We start from the raw sequence: 16,558 nt of genomic DNA on the forward strand, positions 1-16,558 counted from the left end.
GCGTCCTACTGCGCCGGATCGTCCTCGCCCAAGAAATCGGTGTGGAACTCGGGCGCTTCGTCATCTCCGAGCGGGTCTTCCTCGGGCATTCCGAGCCCCGAAGGGTTGGGAACGTTGAAGTCCGGCGGCAGGTCGAGACTGAGCAGCCCGGCCGCCTTCATCTCCGCGACCCCGGGCAGATCGCCGAGGTTCGCCAAGCCATAGTGCTCGAGAAAGGCGTCGGTGGTGCCGTAGGTCACGGGACGGCCCGGCGTGCGACGGCGACCGCGCATGCGCACCAGTCCAAGCTCCAGCAGCACGTCGAGCGTGCCTTTGCTGGCCTGCACGCCGCGCACCGACTCGATCTCAGCGCGGGTGACGGGCTGGTGATAGGCGATGATCGCCAGGGTCTCCTGGGCGGCCTTCGAGAGGCGCCGCGGCTCCTCGCGCTCCTCGGTCATCAGGAAGGCCAGGTCCTCAGCCGTCTGGAAGCGCCAGCGGCCGGCGACGCTGGCCAGCTCCACCCCCCTGCCCTCGTAGGTCTTCTGCAGGGCGGCGACCGCCGCCGGCACGTCGGCGTCGGCCGGCAGCCGCTTGGCGAGGTCTTCCAGGCTGAGCGGACCTGCGGCGGCGAACAGCAGCGCCTCGATCTGGCGTTCGGTGTCGCCGCTCATGGCCGCAGCTCCTTGCGAGCCCGCAGATAGATGTCGGCGAAGGCTTCGAGCTGGCGGGTCTCCAGCGCGCCCTCCTTGACCAGTTCCAGACTGGCGGACAGGGTCGAGGCCACATAGGAGGCCTGGCTCGGCCCCTCGCCGGTCGGCCGCAGCGGCGCAACGCCGGTCAGCGGGGTCCAGCGCTCCAGGTCAGGCAGCATGTGACGCAGGCGGTCGCGGGCGTCCTCCAGCGGATAGGCCTGCTGGACGCGCGGCGTGTAGTGGCGGCCCTGCTCCTTGCGGCGCTGGTCGATGTAGGCGCTCATCAGGCCGTAGAGGTCGCCCTCCAGGCGGGTGGACGGAACCACCTTGATCGCTTCAGGGTCGCCGCGGACAAACACCTCGCGGCCCAGCTGGGCCCCGTCGCGCAGGGCGTCGGCGGCCTTGCGCATGGCGTCGAGCTTGGCCAGCCGGAAGGCCAGCTGGGCGGCCATCTCCTCGGCCGGAAGCTCCTCGGCCTTGGGGCGTTCGGGCCTGGGCAGCAGCAGCCGAGACTTGAGGTAGGTCAGCCAGGCGGCCATCACGAGATAGTCGGCGGCCAGCGAGAACCGCACCCGCCGCGCCTGCTGAACGAAGCTCAGATACTGGTCGGCCAGCTTGGTGATCGACAGCTGGAGCAGGTCGACCTTCTGATTGCGGGCCAGGGCCAGCAGGACGTGCAGCGGCCCTTCGTAGCCGTCGATGTCGATGACCAGCGCATCGCCGTCCTCGGCCGCTGTGTTCGCGGCTTCGAAGTCGAGCGTGGGCTGGAAGCCGCTCACGCAGCCCACCTTCCGTCGAAGGCGGCGTCGAACCGGGCGCGAGCCTCTTCGAGGTCAAAGGGCTCTGGGACCTTGGCCAGCCGGCCGAGCGCGGCCTTGGCGCGGCGCAGCGCCTGGCCGGACAGCGGCTTGGTCCCGGCCAGCACGGCCTTCATCTCCGCCATGTCGCCGTTGCAGTGCAGGACAACGTCGCAGCCGGCGGCCAGCGAGGCGCGGGCGCGATCGGCGAACTCGCCGCCGAGCGCCTTCATCGACAGGTCGTCGCTCATCACCAGGCCGTCGAAGCCGATCGCCCCGCGGATCACCTGGCGCATGGCCTTCTTCGACGTCGTCGCCGGCAGCTTGGCGTCGACGGCCGAGTAGACGACATGCGCCGTCATCGCCATCGGCATGTCCGAGAGCATCTTGAACGGCGCGAAGTCCCAGGCGTCGAGCTCGTCGTAGGACGTGTTCACGACCGGCAGATCGTGGTGGCTGTCGGCCATCGCCCGCCCATGGCCGGGGATGTGCTTGATGACCGGCAGCACGCCGCCGGCGATCAGGCCCTCGCAGGCGGCGCGGCCGAGCAGCGCCACCCCGTCGGGGGTCTTGGCGTAGGCACGGTCGCCGATGACGTCGTGAGCGCCGGCCACCGGCACGTCGAGCACCGGCACGCAGTCAACGTTGATGCCCAGCGTGGCTAGGTCATGGGCCAGCAAACGCGCGCCAAGCCGGGTGATCTCCCGGCGCAGCAGCGGATCGTTGGACGCCAGCTCGCCGTAGGCGCGCCCTGGCGGGTAGCGCCGCCAGTGCGGCGGCCCCAGGCGCTGGACCCGGCCGCCCTCCTGATCGATCAGCACCGGCGCGTCGGGCCTGCCGACCGTGGCGCGCAGCTGGTCGACCAGCTTGCGCACCTGGTCCGGCGTCTCGACATTGCGCGCGAAGAGGATGAACCCCCACGGCTGCACGTCGCGGAAGAAGGCCTCCTCCTCCCGCGAGAGCGTCAGGCCCGAGCAGCCGAGGATCGCCGCGCTGGTCACTTCACGAAGCAGTTCTTGCCGGCCGCCTTCAGCTTGTCGCAGAAGGCCGAAGCGTCCGCGCGGCTGGCGAAGCCGGTGACCTGCGTGCGGTAGAGGGTCGAGGTCCCCTTCTGGACCGCCTCGACCTTTTTGCCCTTACCGGGGGCGCCCGCGACGGCCTTGCTCCACTCCGAGTCCGCCAGCGCCTGCGACGAGAAGGCGCCGATCTGCACCGAGGCCGAACCGCTGCCGGCGGCGGCGGGCTTGGGCGCCGGCGCCTGGGCCAGGGCCGCGTCGATCGACTTCGGCGCCGGAGCGGCAGGCGGCGTGACCTTGGTCACCGGAGCGGCGGGCGGCGCGACGGCCGGACGCAGGCCGCCCGACGTGGTCGGGCCGATCGGCGCGGCCGAGACGGGCGAGGTCGGGGCCGGACGCGGCGGCGGCTGCACGGTCACCGGAGCCGGCCGGGCCTGCGGCGTTTCCGGCGGCGCGGTGAAGTTCGGCGCGGCCGGGGCCTCCGAGCCATCCTCGGAATGATAGATCTGCAGCCCGGCGGCGGGATCGGCCGGCTGGGCCTCGGCCGGCGGCGCGGCCTTCATCTCGGCAACCGGCGCGCCGACGGTGCGCGGCGCTTCGCCGGCCTCGCGCACGCCCGAGCGGTAGAACATGACGATGGCGACGACGAGCGCGATGAGGACCAGCGCGCTCAGGATCAGCATGACGGGCGCAGGACCGCCGCCCCGCACCGGTTGGCGCGCGTCGAAGGACAGCGGCGCGTCGGTCGGGGGGGTATAGGCGCCGCGATCGGGGTCGGACATGGAAGGCTCCGAAAAGGACTCGGTGGCCGCAGCGCGAATCGCGCGCGGCGTTTCAGTGAGTTTACCGAAGGGAACCGGGCTTCGAAGCCAGCCCTACGCCTAATTCCAGACGTCGAGGTGGAAAAGTCGGCGGTGCTCTTCGATGGCGAACCGGTCGGTCATCCCTGCGATGTAGTCGCACACTACTCGCGCCCGCCCGGCCTCGTCGCGGTTCTGCGAGCGAGCGAACCACTCGGTCGGCAGGACGTCGGGTTCGGCCATGAACAACTGGAACATCTCGGCAAGAATGCGGCGGGCCTGACTGCGCGTTCGATTGACCTTCCAGTACCGGTACATGCGGTTCATCAGGAACTCGCGCAGTCGCGACAGGTCCTCGCTCATGTCCCGCGAAAAGGAGACGAGCGCGTGGTCCATGTTGCGCACGTCCTCCGGCGTGGCGACCTTGGCCTCCAGGGCGCGGCGATGAGTCTCAGCCAAAACGTCGTCGACCATGGCCCCGATCATGCGCCGGACGGCCTCCAGGCGCGTGATCACAGGGTCAACGCCCGGATAGTCCTTATAGACCCCTGCCAGGATCGGCCCGATCAGCGGCACGTCCAGCAGGTCGTCGAGCGTGAACAGGCCGGCGGCGACGCCGTCGTCGACGTCGTGATTGTTGTAGGCGATGTCGTCGGCCAGGGCGGCCACCTGCGCCTCGGCCGAAGCCCAGGTCGACAGTCTCAGATCGTAGTCCTTGTTGAACTCGGCGATCGAGGCCCACGACGGCCGGTCGAGCTTATCGGCCACCGGACCGTTGTGCTTGATGATCCCTTCCAGGGTCTCCCACGTCAGGTTCAGGCCGTCCCAGCCCGGATAGCGGCGCTCCAGCTTGGTGACGACCCGGAAGGTCTGCACGTTGTGGTCGAAGCCGCCGTACTTCTCCATCTGGATCTGCAGCTCGTCCTCGCCGGCGTGGCCGAACGGCGGGTGGCCGAGGTCGTGGGCCAACGCGATGGTCTCAGCGAGGTCAGCCTCGAAGCCCAGGGCCGTGGCGACCGAACGAGCGATCTGCGCCACTTCCAGCGAATGGGTCAGGCGGGTGCGGAAATGGTCGCCTTCATGCGCCACGAAGACCTGAGTCTTCTCCTTGAGTCGCCGAAACGCCGTCGCATGGATGATCCGGTCGCGGTCGCGGGCGAAAGGCGTGCGAGTGCGGCTCTCCGGCTCGGAAACCTTGCGGCCCAAGGATTTTGCGGAATCTTCGGCGTACGGCGCGCGGGGCGGAAGGATCATCGGGTCTCGGTTTGACGACGCCCTCTTGGACGAAGGGCTTGGCGATCTCATATAGTCCAGGCAGAGGTTTTCCGCAGTATGACTACGACCGAACTCACACTCTCGTCCGCGGCCGCCAAGCGGCTGCACGAAATCGGCGCCGCAGAAGGCAAGCCGATCATGCTGCGCATCGCGGTAGAGGGCGGCGGCTGCTCCGGCTTCCAGTATCAGTTCGATCTGGTCGACGCCGCCGAGCCTGACGACCTGAAGATCGAGCGCGACGGCGCTGCGGCCCTGGTCGACGAGATGTCGCTGGTGCTGCTCAAGGGGTCTGAGATCGACTTCGTCGACGAGCTGGCCGGAGCCGAGTTCAAGGTCCGCAATCCCAACGCCAAGTCCAGCTGCGGCTGCGGCGTCAGCTTCTCGATCTAACCGGAATCAAAAAGGGCGGGAGCCGCGGCCCCCGCCCCTTTCGAGCCCTTAGCGCGAGGGCTCAAGCTTGGTGTTCAGCACCCAGCCGACATTGTCGTTCTCGTCGGCGACCTCCCACCAGAGGCCTTCCTTCTGGCCGGTCGGATAGAGGATGGCGCCCGGCTGCAACGCGCGGACCATCGCGCCCTTGGCGTCGGGCGAACGGCGCATGTTGACCGGAGCGGTGGCCGTAAAGGTCTTGGTCGGCGAAGCCTGGGCCGAGCCGGCCGAGTTGGCCACCAGGCCCAGCTCGTTGACCATCTTCGAATAGGCCTGGATGAAGGACAGGGTGACGATACGGCCCGTCTCGGTGTCCTCGTAGCCGCCGCCCACGGCGCCGCCGAAGCCGGTCGAGCCGAAGCCGCCGCCGCCGGCGCTCCAGCCGATGTCGTTCTTCACCGCGTAGCCGTCGGTCACCGCCACGGTTTCCGTGGTGCGGACGTTGGTCAGCGAGAGCACGGTGTTGGCTTCCAGCTTGCGGGTCTTGATCCCGCCGACCAGCGCGCCGGCGGTGCCGCCGATCAGGCCGCCGGCGATGCCGGCCAGAGCCGAGCCGCCAGCGTTGCCGTCGGCCGCCTGCAGTTCAGCCACGAGCACGTAGTCGGCGGCCTTGATCTGGCCCTGGCCGACGTTCGAGCCGCGCTGCATGCCCAGGCCGGTGCCGATGTCGCGTTCGGCTTGGGCGGCGTTGAGGCCCGCGCCGCGGTCGACCAGGTTGAAGCAACCCGAGCGCTGGACGATCGAGCGCAGCAGCTTGGCCGGCGGGGCGAGGTTGTACTGGTTCCAGCCGCGCGGATCGTCGCCGTTGGTGATCGAAAGCGTGCCGAGCTTGCGGGTGCAACGCGGCACCTCGGCCGACGCGGCTTCCTGCATCTTCTGCGCGTTAGACGCCTTGGCCGGCCGGCCCTGAGCGAACGCACCAACCGGCGCCGCAGTCAGCACTGCTGCGCCGACCATGGCCAGCTTTGCAAAACGCGACATGAATACCCCCGTGCAATGACATTTGGTCGCAGGTAGCTAGACCATCATTGCCGCGAGGTCACGTACGTTCGGAGGGGTTGAGCCGCGGAGATGGCGCCTCTAGCGTCCCGACCCCAATCTGGAGCAGTCGATGCGCATCGCGACCTGGAACGTAAATTCTGTCAACGCACGCCTCGAGACGGTGCTGCGCTGGTTCGAGGAGGCCGCTCCGGACGTCGCCTGCCTGCAGGAGATCAAGTGCGTCGACGAGAAATTCCCGGCCGAGGCGTTCGAGCGCCTCGGCTACAACGTCGCCGTCCACGGCCAGAAGACCTACAACGGCGTCGCCATCCTCTCGAAGGCCCCACTTGAGGATGTCCGCAAGGGCCTGCCGGGCGATGATTCCGACGAGCAGGCGCGCTATCTCGAGGCGGTGATCAGCGGGCCGCGCCCGGTGCGGGTGGCCTCGATCTACCTGCCCAACGGCAACCCGATCAGCACCGAGAAGTTCGACTACAAGCTCAACTGGATGGCGCGGCTGAACGCCCACGCCCGCGAACTGCTGAGCTATGAGGAGCCGCTGGCCCTGGTCGGCGACTACAACGTCATTCCCGAGGCGCGCGACGCGGCTCATCCGGAAAACTGGCTGGGCGACGCGCTCTTCCAGCCGCAAAGCCGCGAGGCTTTCCGCGCGCTGCAGTGGCTGGGGTTCACCGAAGCCTACATGACCGCCGACGGCGCGCCCGGGGCCTATACGTTCTGGGATTACCAGGCCGGCGCCTGGCAACGGAACAACGGCATCCGCATCGACCATGCCCTGCTCTCGCCTCAGGCGGCGGACCTGCTGCGCGGCTGCGTGATCCACAAGGACGTCCGCGGTTGGGACAAGCCGTCCGACCACGTCCCGCTGGTCGTCGAGCTGGAGGTCTAGTTCGTCGCAAAGCGGTTGCCGCAATTCCGGCCCGATCCTAGCTGCACCATGAATTCATCGGAGGTGTTCCCCATGCGAGTTCTCATGATTGCGACGCTCGCCCTGGCGGCGTCCGGCGCCCAGGCCCTGGCCCAGGACAGCGCGGCCAACGCATCGGCCGCAGGCGGCGCCTCTTCGGAAGCAACCGGTCACCTCGCCGCCGCCGGCGTGCAGGCGGTGGTCGGCGTCGCCGCCCTGCCCGTCAGCGCCGCGGCTGGCGCCTCGGTCGTCGGTGGCTCGGCGGTGGCGAGCGCAGGCGCGGGATCGGCCGCGGTCGGCGGCGGCCTCTCCGAAGCGGCCGGCGCCTCGGCCGACTTCGCGTCCGGGCCGCTCAAGGTCGACGACAAGGTCGTGGTGTCGCCCGACCCGATGCCGGCCGTGCCCTACAACGCGCAGAAGCCGAATCCCTGATGAAAGCCCTTCAAGCCGCCCTGGCCGCGGCGGCGCTCAGCTGCGCCGCCGTCCCCGCGAGCGCGCAGGACAGCTCGGTCCGCGCGATCTCCCCGCACCTCAGCGCCGAACAGGCCGCCGCCTTCTCCAAGCAGGTCGAGCGCGACCTGGCCGCAAAGGGCGCGCGAGTGGCGATGGTGTTCCGCGCCGGACGCATGCGCGACCAGCTGCCCGAGGGCATCGCCTATACCCACGGCGCCTTCTGGGTCTATCGCGACATCAAGACCGCCGACGGCGGCACGATCAAAGGCTACGCGGTCTACAACCTCTATGCGGGCAACGGCTCGGACTGGTCCAAGACCGAGAGCCGGCTGGTGCAGGACTTCCCGCTGGACTTCACCCGCGGCTCCACCGTCGACGACATGGCGGTGATCATCCCGAGCCCGGAGATGCAGCGCCGCATCCTGGCGGTGATCGACAGCCCGACCTACCAGAAGGTCCATAACCCGGCCTACTCGCTGGTCGCCAATCCGTGGGCGCGCAAGTACCAGAACTGCAACAACTTTATGCTGAACGTGATCGGCGCGGCGATCTGGCAGACGGACGATCCGCAACGGATCACCGCCAACCTGAAGGCCCACTACAAGCCGACGGTCGTGAAGACCAACGCCGTCGTACGGATGTTCGGCCCGATCGCCGACCAGCGGCTGCGGACCGACGACCAGGACGCCACGGTCCGCACCGCGACCTACGAGTCGATGGCCGAGTTCATGCGCGAGAACAACATGTTGCAGGAAGCCTACGTCTTCAACTTCCAGCGCTGAGCTTCTCCTCCCGGTGGTTCGGGGCTAGCGTGACCGCGAGAAGCTGCTGGGAGATCCGCTATGGGCGCGGCCGAGCTGGTCGGGGTTGCGGCGAGCCTGAGCTTTCTGGCGGGCTGGCGGCTCTACGCATGCATCGCAGCCGCGGGTCTGGCCATGCGCTTCGGGCTCATCGACCTGCCGCAGAAGGTCCAGGCGCTGGACGCCTTGGCCAACCCCTGGGTGATCGGCGTCGCCGGCCTGGGCGCGATCGCCGAACTGGTCGCCGACAAGGTGATGTGGTTCGACAGCCTCTGGGACGGCGCCCACACCTTGATCCGCCCGTTGGGCGGGGCGCTGCTGGCGCTGGCCATCGTCGATGCGTCGGACCCGGCCTGGCAGGTGATCGTGTTCATGCTCGGCGGCGGCGCAGCACTGCTGAGCCACAGCGCCAAGGCCAGCGCCCGCGCCGCGGTGAACACCAGTCCCGAGCCGGTCAGCAACATCGCCGTCAGCGGCTTCGAGGACGTGATGACCGCCGGCGGACTCTGGCTGGTGCTGAGCCAGCCGCACATCGCGCTCGCCGTGGCGACCGTGCTGCTGCTCTGCGCGGTCGGCGTTATCTATGTCAGCTGGCGCGTTCTGAGGCGTCTCAAGCGCTGGTGGTCGAGCGACCCCAGCGCCTGACCCCTTACCCTCTGAGCTTGCCGAGCAGGTCGGCGACGCCGCCGAGACCGCCGAGGCCGCCCAGCGCTCCTGCCAGACCTCCGGCCGGGACCTGGCCGTCGGGCGTCAGATGATCAATCACCTGCGGCAGGATCTGCGCCAGCGTGCCGGCCGCCGCCTGCGGGTCGACGCCCAGCTTGGCCGCAAAGTCGGCCAGCATCCCAGACGAGAGCACCGACTGAATCTGGTCCGCGGAGATCGGCAGATTGCCGCCCGTCGAGACCCACGACTTGGCGATTTCACCGAGGCCGCCCTGTTCGAAGGCGCCGATCAGGCCGCCCAGGCCGCCCTGCTGTTGACCGAGAAGGTCGGTGATCGCGCCGATCGGCGAGCCCTCGCCGCCCGCGCCGCCCAGAATTCCGTCCAGCAGACCCATGTCGCGCTCCTGTCGTCAGGTGATCTGAAAGTCTTCGGGCATATGAGACACCACCTGCGTGACACTTCAATCATTGGCGGGCGGCCGCTCTTCTCGGCTCTGGCGAACGGCGCTAGCGTCAGCGCATGAGCGAATGGCCCAGGCTTTTCCTGCTGTTGGCGCTGGCTGGCGTCGTCGTCACGCTGCTGGGCAGCGCGGCGGCCTGGCTGATGGACGAAGAGCGGCGCATCCGGCGCGCGCTGAAGCGGGTCCTCAAGGGGCCGGCCGAGGCGGTCATCATCGCCCGCGGCCGCGGGCGCGGCGCAGGCTTCAACACCTCGACGGGACTGATGGCGGTGGCCTGGGACGCCGGAGCCTGGCTTCTGATCTACCGGCTGGACGAACTGATGGGCGCCGAGGTCATCGTCGATGGCCAGGTGGTGGCGCGGGCCTATCGCGGCGAGCCGCGGCGCGCCCTGGACCAGACCCTCGAGCACGCCGCCCGCGTCACGCTGCGGCTGATCTTCGACGATCCGCACCATCCCGACTTCGACCTGGACCTGTGGCTGGCCGGCGACGAGGCGCGTCGGCGCGCCATCTCGCCGGGCGACGCCATGCAGGAGGCCAACCGCTGGCTGGCGCGGGCCGAGGCGATCCTGCGCCGCCCGATCGCGCCGCGCGTCGCGGCGTCCATGCCAGGGCCGTCGGCTGCGCCATTCGACGACGATGACGACGAAGAGGCGCCTTTCCAGCTGGGCAGCGACGAGCGGCTGCTGTGACGCGCTAGCCGAGGGCGAAGTCGACGCCGGCCTGGGCGTGGACCAGCGCGGTGTCGATGACCGGGCGATCCAGGTCGTCCGGCGACAGCAGCAGCCCCACTTCCGTACAGCCGAAGATCACGCAGTCGGCGTCAGCGGCGCGGGCGATCATCGCCAGCACCTCGGCCTTCGAGGCCGACGAGATCACGCCCTGGCACAGCTCGTCATAGATGATCGCGTGCAGCCGCTCGCGTTCTACATCGTCGGGGATCGAGGCCTCGACGCCGTGGGTCTTCAGGCGATCGCGGTAGAACGGCTTCTCCATGGTGAAGCGGGTGGCCAGCAGCAGCGGCCGCGAGCAGCCGGCCGACTTCACCGCATCGGCGGTGGCGTCGGCGATGTGGATCAGCGGCACGCTCACCGCGGCCTGCACCTGGTCGGCGACGAGGTGCATGGTGTTGGCGCCGATCATGATCGCCTCGGCGCCGGCCAGTTCGAGCTTCGCAGCGGCCTTGGCCAGCGCCTCGCCGGCCGCCTGCCAGTCGCCGTCGGCCTGCATCTGGGCGATCGGCGCGAAATCCACCGACCACATCAGCAGCTGGATGGAATGCAGGCCGCCCAGCCGCTCGCGGACCAGCCGGTTCATGGCCTGATAGTAGAGCGTGGTGCTCTCGGCGCTCATTCCGCCCAACAGTCCGACCGTACGCATGTAAGCCTCTACTTCGTTGACTTGGCCCCGCCCCTGCCGAAGCGTGGGGCATGGCATTGAGCTTCACGCCTCGACTGCGCGAACCGATCATGCTCGGCGAGATCACCTGCAGCATCCGGATCTGGCAGTCGCCTCGCGTGCGGCTCGGCGGCCGCTATGCGCTGGGGCCTGGGCAGGTCGAGGTGACGCGTCTGTGCGAGATCGACCTGGCCGACGTCACGCCCGATCTGGCTCGCGCGTCCGGCTTCGCCGACCTCGACGACCTGATGTCGGTCGCCCGCCACGGACGCGGCGAGCGGGTGTTCCTGGTGGAGTTCCGCTACCTGCCTACAGCGCCGCCTTGATCGCGCCGACGACCTCGTCGTCCAGCGGCTCGGTGCGCGGGCCGAACGCGCGGATCAGCTTGCCGTCCTTGCCGACCAGGATCTTGTGGAAGTTCCAGACCGGCTCGGCAGGCTCGCCCAGCACTTCCTTCGCCCATTTGTAGAACGGGTGGGCGGTGTCGCCCTTGACGTCGGTCTTGCCGGTCAGCGGGAAGTCGACGTTGAAGCGGGTCTCGCAGAATTCCTTGATCTCGGTCTCGGTGCCCGGCTCCTGACCGGCGAACTGGTTGCAGGGCACGCCCAGCACCACGAACCCTTGATCGCGATAGTCGCTGTAGAGCTTCTCGAGGCCGTCGTACTGCGGGGTCAGACCGCATTGAGAGGCCGTGTTCACCACCAGCACGACCTTGTCCCGATAGGTCTCAAGCGGCAGATGGCCGCCTTCGATGGTGTGGAACTCGAAGTCGTAGGCGAACTTGGTCATGGCCGTGCTCCACCGATGGGGTTGAGCAAGCCTAACGCCGCTAGCCCCGATCCTCCAGCGCCTGTTCGACGGCTAGGGCCAGATCGAGCGCCCGGGCCGCTTCATCGGCGGTCACGATCGGGCGAGGAGCCTCCCCCCGCACGGCCGCTAGGAAGCCCTCAACGCTGGTCGCCAGGGTGTCCTTCACCGCCGGCGCGTCGGCATAGTCCTCGTTCAGCGCGAAGCCCGTGGTGTTGCGGAATTTGCGGCTGATGAAGTCGATCTCGACCTCGCCGGACGGGTAGACGAGCTTCATGCTGCGCTTGCGCTCCAGCGCCATGCGCGAGGAGTCGAACACGGCGGTGAAGCCGTCGTCGAACGTGACCTCGGCCCGCGCCTGGTCCCAGCCGCCGGAGAAGTCGACCGTCCCCTCGCCCTCGACCGCCACCGGCTGGGCGCTCGACAGCGACAGCGCCAGGTCCAGGTCGTGGATCATCAGGTCGAGCACCACCGAGACGTCGAGGCTGCGCTCGGACGGCGTGCCGTGGCGGATCGATTCCAGCCGCAGCGGCTGCTCGGGAATGTCGAACAGGCCCATGGCCTGGAACACCACCCGCTCCTGGTGGCCGCAGGCGACGACGAGGTTCTGCTTGGCGGCCTCGGCCATGATCTTGTCGGCGTCGGCCAGACTGATGGCGATCGGCTTTTCGATGTAGACCGGCTTGCCCGCCTTCAGCGCCGCCAGCGCGCCCTCGATGTGGGCGCTGGCCGGCGAAGCGACCGTGACGACGTCGCAAGCCTCGAGAAACTCGTCGAGCTTGTGGAACGCCCGGCCGCCCAGCGGGACGGCCAGAGCCGCGGCGCGATCGGGGTGATGGGTGTCGAGCACCGCCGACAGCACAGCCCCTTCAGCGCCCGCATATTTGCGCGCATGGTGGCCGCCGAACACGCCGGCGCCGATCACGCCGCCTCGCAGGGGTTCGCCCATGGATTCGCTCCGCAACCAACTCTAGCGCCGCGGCTTACACGGAAGCCCCACTCGACGCCACCTGCGCTGAGCGCCAACATGGGCCGCAACGGACGACAGGCGGGCAAGGGAGACACCGCAATGACCACCTCGCGCGAGGTCCGGCTCAAGAGCCGCCCCGTCGGCACGCCGAACGCCGACAACTTCGAACTGGCGTCCGTCACCCTGCCCCCGCCCGCCGCCGGCGAGGTCCAGGTCCGTAACGACTGGATGACCGTCGACCCCTACATGCGCGGCCGCATGAGCGACGCCAAGAGCTACGCCGCCCCCTTCGCGCTGGGCGAAGCCATGCATGGGGGCGCTGTCGGCACGGTGATCGCTTCCGGCGACGAGAGCTTCAAGCCCGGCGACCTGGTGCAGTCCAACTACGGCTGGCGCGAGGCCTTCAACGCCCACGCCTCGATGGTGCAGAAGCTCGACACCATGGGGCTGCCGCCGCAGGCGTTCCTCGGCGCGGCCGGCATGCCGGGCATGACCGCCTATGCCGGATTGCTGCGGGTCGCGGCCTTGAAGGACGGCGACGTGGTGTTCGTTTCGGCCGCCTCCGGCGCGGTCGGCTCGATGGTCTGCCAGATCGCCAAGCTCAAGGGCCACAAGGTGATCGGCTCGGCCGGCGGGGCCGAGAAGGTCCGCTTCCTGAAAGACGAACTGGGGGTCGACGAGGTCATCGACTACAAGGCCGCGCCCGACCTGATGAAGGCCCTGGAAGCCGCCGCTCCCGAAGGCATCGACGTCTATTTCGACAATGTCGGCGGAGAGCACCTGGAGGCCGCGCTGAACTCCGCCCGTCCCTTCGCCCGCTTTGCGCTGTGCGGCATGATCTCGATGTACAACGCCACCACGCCGCCGCCTGGCCCGCGCAACATCGCCCAGGCGGTGGGCAAGCAGATCCGCATGGAGGGGTTCATCGTCTCCAGCCACTACGACCTGCTGCAGGCCTTCCACCACGACCTCGCCGAGTGGCACGCCGCCGGCAAGCTGCAATGGCGCGAGACGGTGCTCGAGGGGATCGACCGCGCGCCCGAGGCTTTCCTGAAGCTGTTCTCGGGCGAGAACTTCGGCAAGATGCTGGTCAAGCTTTTCTGAGGACGTTGGCCGCTCAGGAACGAGCCGCTACAAGCCCTGGGTTAGTTACTGCCGGAGTTCTGCGTGTCCCGCCTGTTCAGCGCCTATGTGATCGTCGACTGGAGCGCGGCCGCCAAGCCCGCGACCGGCCCCGACTCCGTCTGGATCGGGGTCATGAAGCGCGACCTGCGGTTCCGGCTGTCGTTCGAAGCCTTCAACCCCTCGACCCGCGCCGAGGCCGAGAAGAAGCTGGCGGAGATCCTCGACGACTTCCAGAAGCGCGGCGAGCGCGTGCTGGTCGGTTTCGACTTCCCGCTGGGATTCCCGCGCGGCCTGGCCAAGGCGCTGGCCTTGCCAGGCGAACTGCCCTGGCGCGCGGTCTGGGACCAGCTCGACAAGATGGTCAAGGACAAGGCCGACAACACCAACAACCGCTTCGGCGTCGGCTCGGAGATCAACCGCCGGCTGACCGGCGGCCCATTCCCGTTCTGGGGCTGCCCGCCGAAGGACGCGCTGACCACGCTGCAGCCCAAGCGCACCCGCGCCCATGGACCCGACGACCTGCCGGAGTTCCGCCACGCGGACCTGGCGGCCAAGGGCGCGGCGTCGATCTGGAAGCTCTATTACAACGGCTCCGTCGGCGGTCAGGCGATCCTGGGCATCCCCGCCGTGCGCCGCCTGAAGCTGGCCCGCGGCGAAGCCGTGAAGGTCTGGCCGTTCGAGGGCGGCTTCAAGGCGCTGACCGAAGCCGACCTGGCGGGCGTCGAGGTGGTGGTCGCCGAGGTCTATCCGTCGATCTACAAGGCCCAGCCGCAGCCAGGCGAGATCAAGGACCAGGCGCAGGTGCGCGTCACGGCCGAGCACTTCGCGCGATTGGACGAGACCGGCAAGCTGGGGGCGATCTTCGGCGCGAAGAACACGGCTGCCGATGTTATCGTCGACGCCGAGACCGAAGAAGGCTGGATCCTGGGCGTCGAGGCCTAGGCCGCCGGAAAGCCAGAGCTCGCGCCCCCTCTTCGCTCATCCCGGCGAACGCCGGGACCCAAGCGGCGCTTCGACCATGATTGGAGCGCCGCTGGCTTGCTTGCGAGTTTGCTTGGGTCCCGGCTTTCGCCGGGATGAGCGGTAGGAGATCCGCCGCTCAATCAGGCTGCGGCCGAGGTTTCCGGAACCCGGTCGCTGGCCCGGCGGCGGCGCTCGACCACCGGCGGGCTGCGCAGCGACTGGATCCACATCGGAACCCAGACGGCGAATGCGCCGGCCGCGTCGGCGGCCAGGTCGCTGAAGCTGACGCCGCGATGGGTGAACATCTGCGCCACCTCGATAGAGCCGCCCAACATGACCGCCGCCAGGGTGATTTCCAGGCGGCGGTTCTTCGGGAACGCGACCATCATCAGCGCGGTCAGGCCATAGAAGGCGATGAAGTGCGCAGCCTTGTCGGCGGGCACGAAGTTCTTCTCCACCCCCTGCAGTCCGGGCGTGATCATGCCGATGCCGCACACCAGGGCGGCGGCGACGAGCAGGAAGCGAGCAGCGATCTTCGGCGAGAGAACCATGGGCGGCACCCTCGCAGATCAGCGTGAATCGACGGTTCACCGCGCGAAAAATAGTTCCGCTACAACCCGCGGCGCGCCAGCATCCAGAACCGCGCGCTGAGCAGGCCGGCCGAGAGGAACGAGGCGGCGATCACCGCCCAGACGATGCCGTTCAGCCCGATCTTCAGGTGGATCGCCAGGAACCAGGCCAGCGGCATCATCACCAGGACATAGCTGGTCAGGTGGGTGAAGGTCGGCAGCCAGACGTCGCCGCGCGCCCGCAGGGCCTGGGCGATGACCACCTGCAGGGCGTCGACCAGGAAGAACAGGCAGGACAGCACCAGGGCCGCCGCGGCCATGGCCAGCACCAGCTTGTCGGAGGTGTAGGCCTGGCTGATCAGGCCGGCGGTCGGCCAGATGACCAGCGAGATCACCAGGCCGAAGACGGCGGTCATGCCAAAGCCGATCAGGCCGGCGCGGGTCACGCCGCGGGCGTCGCGCGCGCCATAGGCGCGGCCGACCATCACCGCCGTGCCGGTCGACAGGCCCAGCGGCACCATGAACACCAGGGCCGCGACGTTGAGCACCACGGCCCAGGCCGCGACGTGCAAGCCGCCCATCCAGCCGGCGAAGATGTTCATCGAGGCGAAGGCCGCGACCTCGAAGAAGTTCGAGGCCCCGGCGCCGTAGCCGATGCGCCGTTGTTCGACCTCGGCGGGCTTGTCGCGTTCGGGCTTGTTGAACACGCCCAGCGCCCGCGCCTCGGGCATGCGCCAGATGTAGGCCAGCATCGCCAGGGCCAGGAACGTCCGCGCCCCGGTCGTCGCCCAGGCGCCGCCGACCGCGCCCAACGCCGGCAGGCCGAAATTGCCGGGCACCAGGACCAGCAGCAGCGCCAGGTTCACGCCGTTAGCCAGCCACATCATCACCGCGCCGGGCTTGGGCTTGCCCAGTCCCTCGAGCCAGAAGCTGGCCGCCACACTGAACGCGTAGCCGGGCAGCGACAGGGCGAAGATCAGCATCGCCTTGGCCGCGCCGTCGGCCAGGTCCTTTTCCAGACCGATGACGTGCAGGAAGGTCGGGCCGGCCGCCAGGGTGATGGCCATCGAGACCACGCCGATCCAGAAGCCGTACGACAGGCCGCGCCTCAGCACCGCGCCGGTCAGCTCGCGCCGCCCCTGCCCGATCCGGCGGGCGGTCATCACCTGCACCCCGGTCAGCAGGCCGACGCACATGGTCACCACCACGCTGGTCGGAGCCCAGGCCAGGGCATGATAACCCAGTTGCGTCGCCGAGAACCGGCCCACGACGATGGCGTCGGACAGACCCATGACCATGATGCCCAGGCGCGACAGCACGACCGGCCACGAGAGCTTCCACAGCTCCGCCGTTTCCTTGCGCACAACGTCGATTTCGCGCTCTCCCGAGGGAAGAGCAGCCTGGGCCGGGTCGGCCATGATCTCACCGGTTTTCAAAGAGGCGCGGA

General features: G+C 68.8%; 21 protein-coding genes. 9 read left to right on the forward strand and 12 right to left on the reverse strand.

Going from position 1 to position 16,558, the window contains the following annotated elements:
* Nucleotides 1–5 precede the first annotated feature (5 nt).
* From scpB to ACSQ2H_RS13015, 5 genes are all read right to left on the reverse strand, one after another.
* Nucleotides 6–653, reverse strand: a complete 648-nt coding sequence (scpB, locus tag ACSQ2H_RS12995; RefSeq protein WP_436061806.1) for an SMC-Scp complex subunit ScpB — start codon at nt 651–653, stop codon at nt 6–8.
* The gene (locus ACSQ2H_RS13000) at nt 650–1,453 is read right to left on the reverse strand and encodes a segregation and condensation protein A (protein WP_436061807.1); all 804 of its coding nucleotides are present in this window, start codon (nt 1,451–1,453) and stop codon (nt 650–652) included. The genes scpB and ACSQ2H_RS13000 overlap by 4 nt, the downstream gene beginning before the upstream one ends.
* Complete coding sequence (gene nagZ, locus ACSQ2H_RS13005; RefSeq protein ID WP_436061808.1) at nt 1,450–2,472, reverse strand: beta-N-acetylhexosaminidase; 1,023 nt, start codon at nt 2,470–2,472, stop codon at nt 1,450–1,452. Before nagZ ends, ACSQ2H_RS13000 begins: the two co-directional genes overlap by 4 nt.
* A complete protein-coding gene (gene ftsN / locus ACSQ2H_RS13010) occupies nt 2,469–3,269 on the reverse strand; it encodes a cell division protein FtsN (RefSeq protein ID WP_436061809.1) in 801 nt (266 codons plus the stop codon). The genes nagZ and ftsN overlap by 4 nt, the downstream gene beginning before the upstream one ends.
* Nucleotides 3,270–3,368: 99 nt before the next feature.
* Entirely contained in the window at nt 3,369–4,541 is a 1,173-nt protein-coding gene (locus ACSQ2H_RS13015; RefSeq protein WP_436061810.1) for a deoxyguanosinetriphosphate triphosphohydrolase, read from the reverse strand.
* 78 nt (nt 4,542–4,619) lie between these two features.
* Between ACSQ2H_RS13015 and erpA the strand changes: the two genes are divergently transcribed.
* Nucleotides 4,620–4,952 (forward strand): iron-sulfur cluster insertion protein ErpA, encoded by a 333-nt coding sequence (erpA, locus tag ACSQ2H_RS13020; RefSeq protein ID WP_436061811.1) that lies wholly within the window; start codon nt 4,620–4,622, stop codon nt 4,950–4,952.
* Nucleotides 4,953–5,000: 48 nt separating this feature from the next.
* Here the strand turns inward: erpA and ACSQ2H_RS13025 are convergent, their stop codons facing one another.
* Nucleotides 5,001–5,972: a CsgG/HfaB family protein gene (locus ACSQ2H_RS13025; RefSeq protein WP_436061812.1), complete on the reverse strand. Its 972-nt coding sequence runs from the start codon at nt 5,970–5,972 to the stop codon at nt 5,001–5,003.
* A 130-nt stretch (nt 5,973–6,102) separates the two neighbouring features.
* Between ACSQ2H_RS13025 and xth the strand changes: the two genes are divergently transcribed.
* The 4 genes from xth to ACSQ2H_RS13045 all read left to right on the forward strand — a co-directional run bounded on the left by xth (nt 6,103) and on the right by ACSQ2H_RS13045 (nt 8,798).
* The gene (xth, locus tag ACSQ2H_RS13030) at nt 6,103–6,882 is read left to right on the forward strand and encodes an exodeoxyribonuclease III (RefSeq protein WP_436061813.1); all 780 of its coding nucleotides are present in this window, start codon (nt 6,103–6,105) and stop codon (nt 6,880–6,882) included.
* Nucleotides 6,883–6,954: 72 nt separating this feature from the next.
* On the forward strand, nt 6,955–7,332 hold the full coding sequence (locus tag ACSQ2H_RS13035) for a hypothetical protein (RefSeq protein ID WP_436061814.1): 378 nt from the start codon (nt 6,955–6,957) through the stop codon (nt 7,330–7,332).
* On the forward strand, nt 7,332–8,135 hold the full coding sequence (locus tag ACSQ2H_RS13040; RefSeq protein ID WP_436061815.1) for a DUF2145 domain-containing protein: 804 nt from the start codon (nt 7,332–7,334) through the stop codon (nt 8,133–8,135). The genes ACSQ2H_RS13035 and ACSQ2H_RS13040 overlap by 1 nt, the downstream gene beginning before the upstream one ends.
* A 60-nt stretch (nt 8,136–8,195) precedes the next feature.
* Complete coding sequence (locus ACSQ2H_RS13045) at nt 8,196–8,798, forward strand: DUF4126 domain-containing protein (RefSeq protein WP_436061816.1); 603 nt, start codon at nt 8,196–8,198, stop codon at nt 8,796–8,798.
* Between the two features lie 4 nt (nt 8,799–8,802).
* Here ACSQ2H_RS13045 and ACSQ2H_RS13050 read toward each other — a convergent pair whose 3' ends face one another.
* Nucleotides 8,803–9,213 (reverse strand): YidB family protein, encoded by a 411-nt coding sequence (locus ACSQ2H_RS13050; RefSeq protein WP_436061817.1) that lies wholly within the window; start codon nt 9,211–9,213, stop codon nt 8,803–8,805.
* A 125-nt stretch (nt 9,214–9,338) separates the two neighbouring features.
* Here ACSQ2H_RS13050 and ACSQ2H_RS13055 point away from each other — a divergent pair, with 125 nt between their 5' ends.
* On the forward strand, nt 9,339–9,971 hold the full coding sequence (locus ACSQ2H_RS13055) for a hypothetical protein (protein WP_436061818.1): 633 nt from the start codon (nt 9,339–9,341) through the stop codon (nt 9,969–9,971).
* Nucleotides 9,972–9,975: 4 nt separating this feature from the next.
* On the opposite strand, the gene ACSQ2H_RS13060 is transcribed toward ACSQ2H_RS13055, so the two are convergent.
* Nucleotides 9,976–10,659: an aspartate/glutamate racemase family protein gene (locus ACSQ2H_RS13060; protein WP_436061819.1), complete on the reverse strand. Its 684-nt coding sequence runs from the start codon at nt 10,657–10,659 to the stop codon at nt 9,976–9,978.
* Nucleotides 10,660–10,709: 50 nt separating this feature from the next.
* On the opposite strand from ACSQ2H_RS13060, the gene ACSQ2H_RS13065 reads away from it, so the two are divergent.
* Nucleotides 10,710–11,003: a hypothetical protein gene (locus ACSQ2H_RS13065; RefSeq protein WP_436061820.1), complete on the forward strand. Its 294-nt coding sequence runs from the start codon at nt 10,710–10,712 to the stop codon at nt 11,001–11,003.
* Here the strand turns inward: ACSQ2H_RS13065 and ACSQ2H_RS13070 are convergent.
* Both ACSQ2H_RS13070 and ACSQ2H_RS13075 read right to left on the reverse strand, forming a co-directional pair.
* The gene (locus ACSQ2H_RS13070) at nt 10,987–11,466 is read right to left on the reverse strand and encodes a glutathione peroxidase (protein ID WP_436061821.1); all 480 of its coding nucleotides are present in this window, start codon (nt 11,464–11,466) and stop codon (nt 10,987–10,989) included. The genes ACSQ2H_RS13065 and ACSQ2H_RS13070 overlap by 17 nt on opposite strands.
* 40 nt (nt 11,467–11,506) lie before the next feature.
* Entirely contained in the window at nt 11,507–12,433 is a 927-nt protein-coding gene (locus tag ACSQ2H_RS13075) for a Gfo/Idh/MocA family protein (RefSeq protein ID WP_436061822.1), read from the reverse strand.
* A gap of 120 nt (nt 12,434–12,553) precedes the next feature.
* On the opposite strand from ACSQ2H_RS13075, the gene ACSQ2H_RS13080 reads away from it, so the two are divergent.
* A complete protein-coding gene (locus ACSQ2H_RS13080; protein ID WP_436061823.1) occupies nt 12,554–13,558 on the forward strand; it encodes an NADP-dependent oxidoreductase in 1,005 nt (334 codons plus the stop codon).
* Between the two features lie 63 nt (nt 13,559–13,621).
* The gene (locus ACSQ2H_RS13085; RefSeq protein WP_436061824.1) at nt 13,622–14,521 is read left to right on the forward strand and encodes a cobalamin biosynthesis protein CbiG; all 900 of its coding nucleotides are present in this window, start codon (nt 13,622–13,624) and stop codon (nt 14,519–14,521) included.
* A gap of 161 nt (nt 14,522–14,682) precedes the next feature.
* Here ACSQ2H_RS13085 and ACSQ2H_RS13090 read toward each other — a convergent pair whose 3' ends face one another.
* Nucleotides 14,683–15,093: a VanZ family protein gene (locus ACSQ2H_RS13090; protein ID WP_436061825.1), complete on the reverse strand. Its 411-nt coding sequence runs from the start codon at nt 15,091–15,093 to the stop codon at nt 14,683–14,685.
* A 59-nt stretch (nt 15,094–15,152) separates the two neighbouring features.
* Nucleotides 15,153–16,529, reverse strand: coding sequence for an MATE family efflux transporter (locus ACSQ2H_RS13095; RefSeq protein ID WP_436061826.1), 1,377 nt, complete (start codon nt 16,527–16,529; stop codon nt 15,153–15,155).
* Between the last annotated feature and the right edge of the window lie 29 nt (nt 16,530–16,558).

The sequence above is a fragment of the Phenylobacterium sp. LjRoot97 genome, from assembly GCF_964254345.1.
GTDB lineage: Bacteria > Pseudomonadota > Alphaproteobacteria > Caulobacterales > Caulobacteraceae > Phenylobacterium.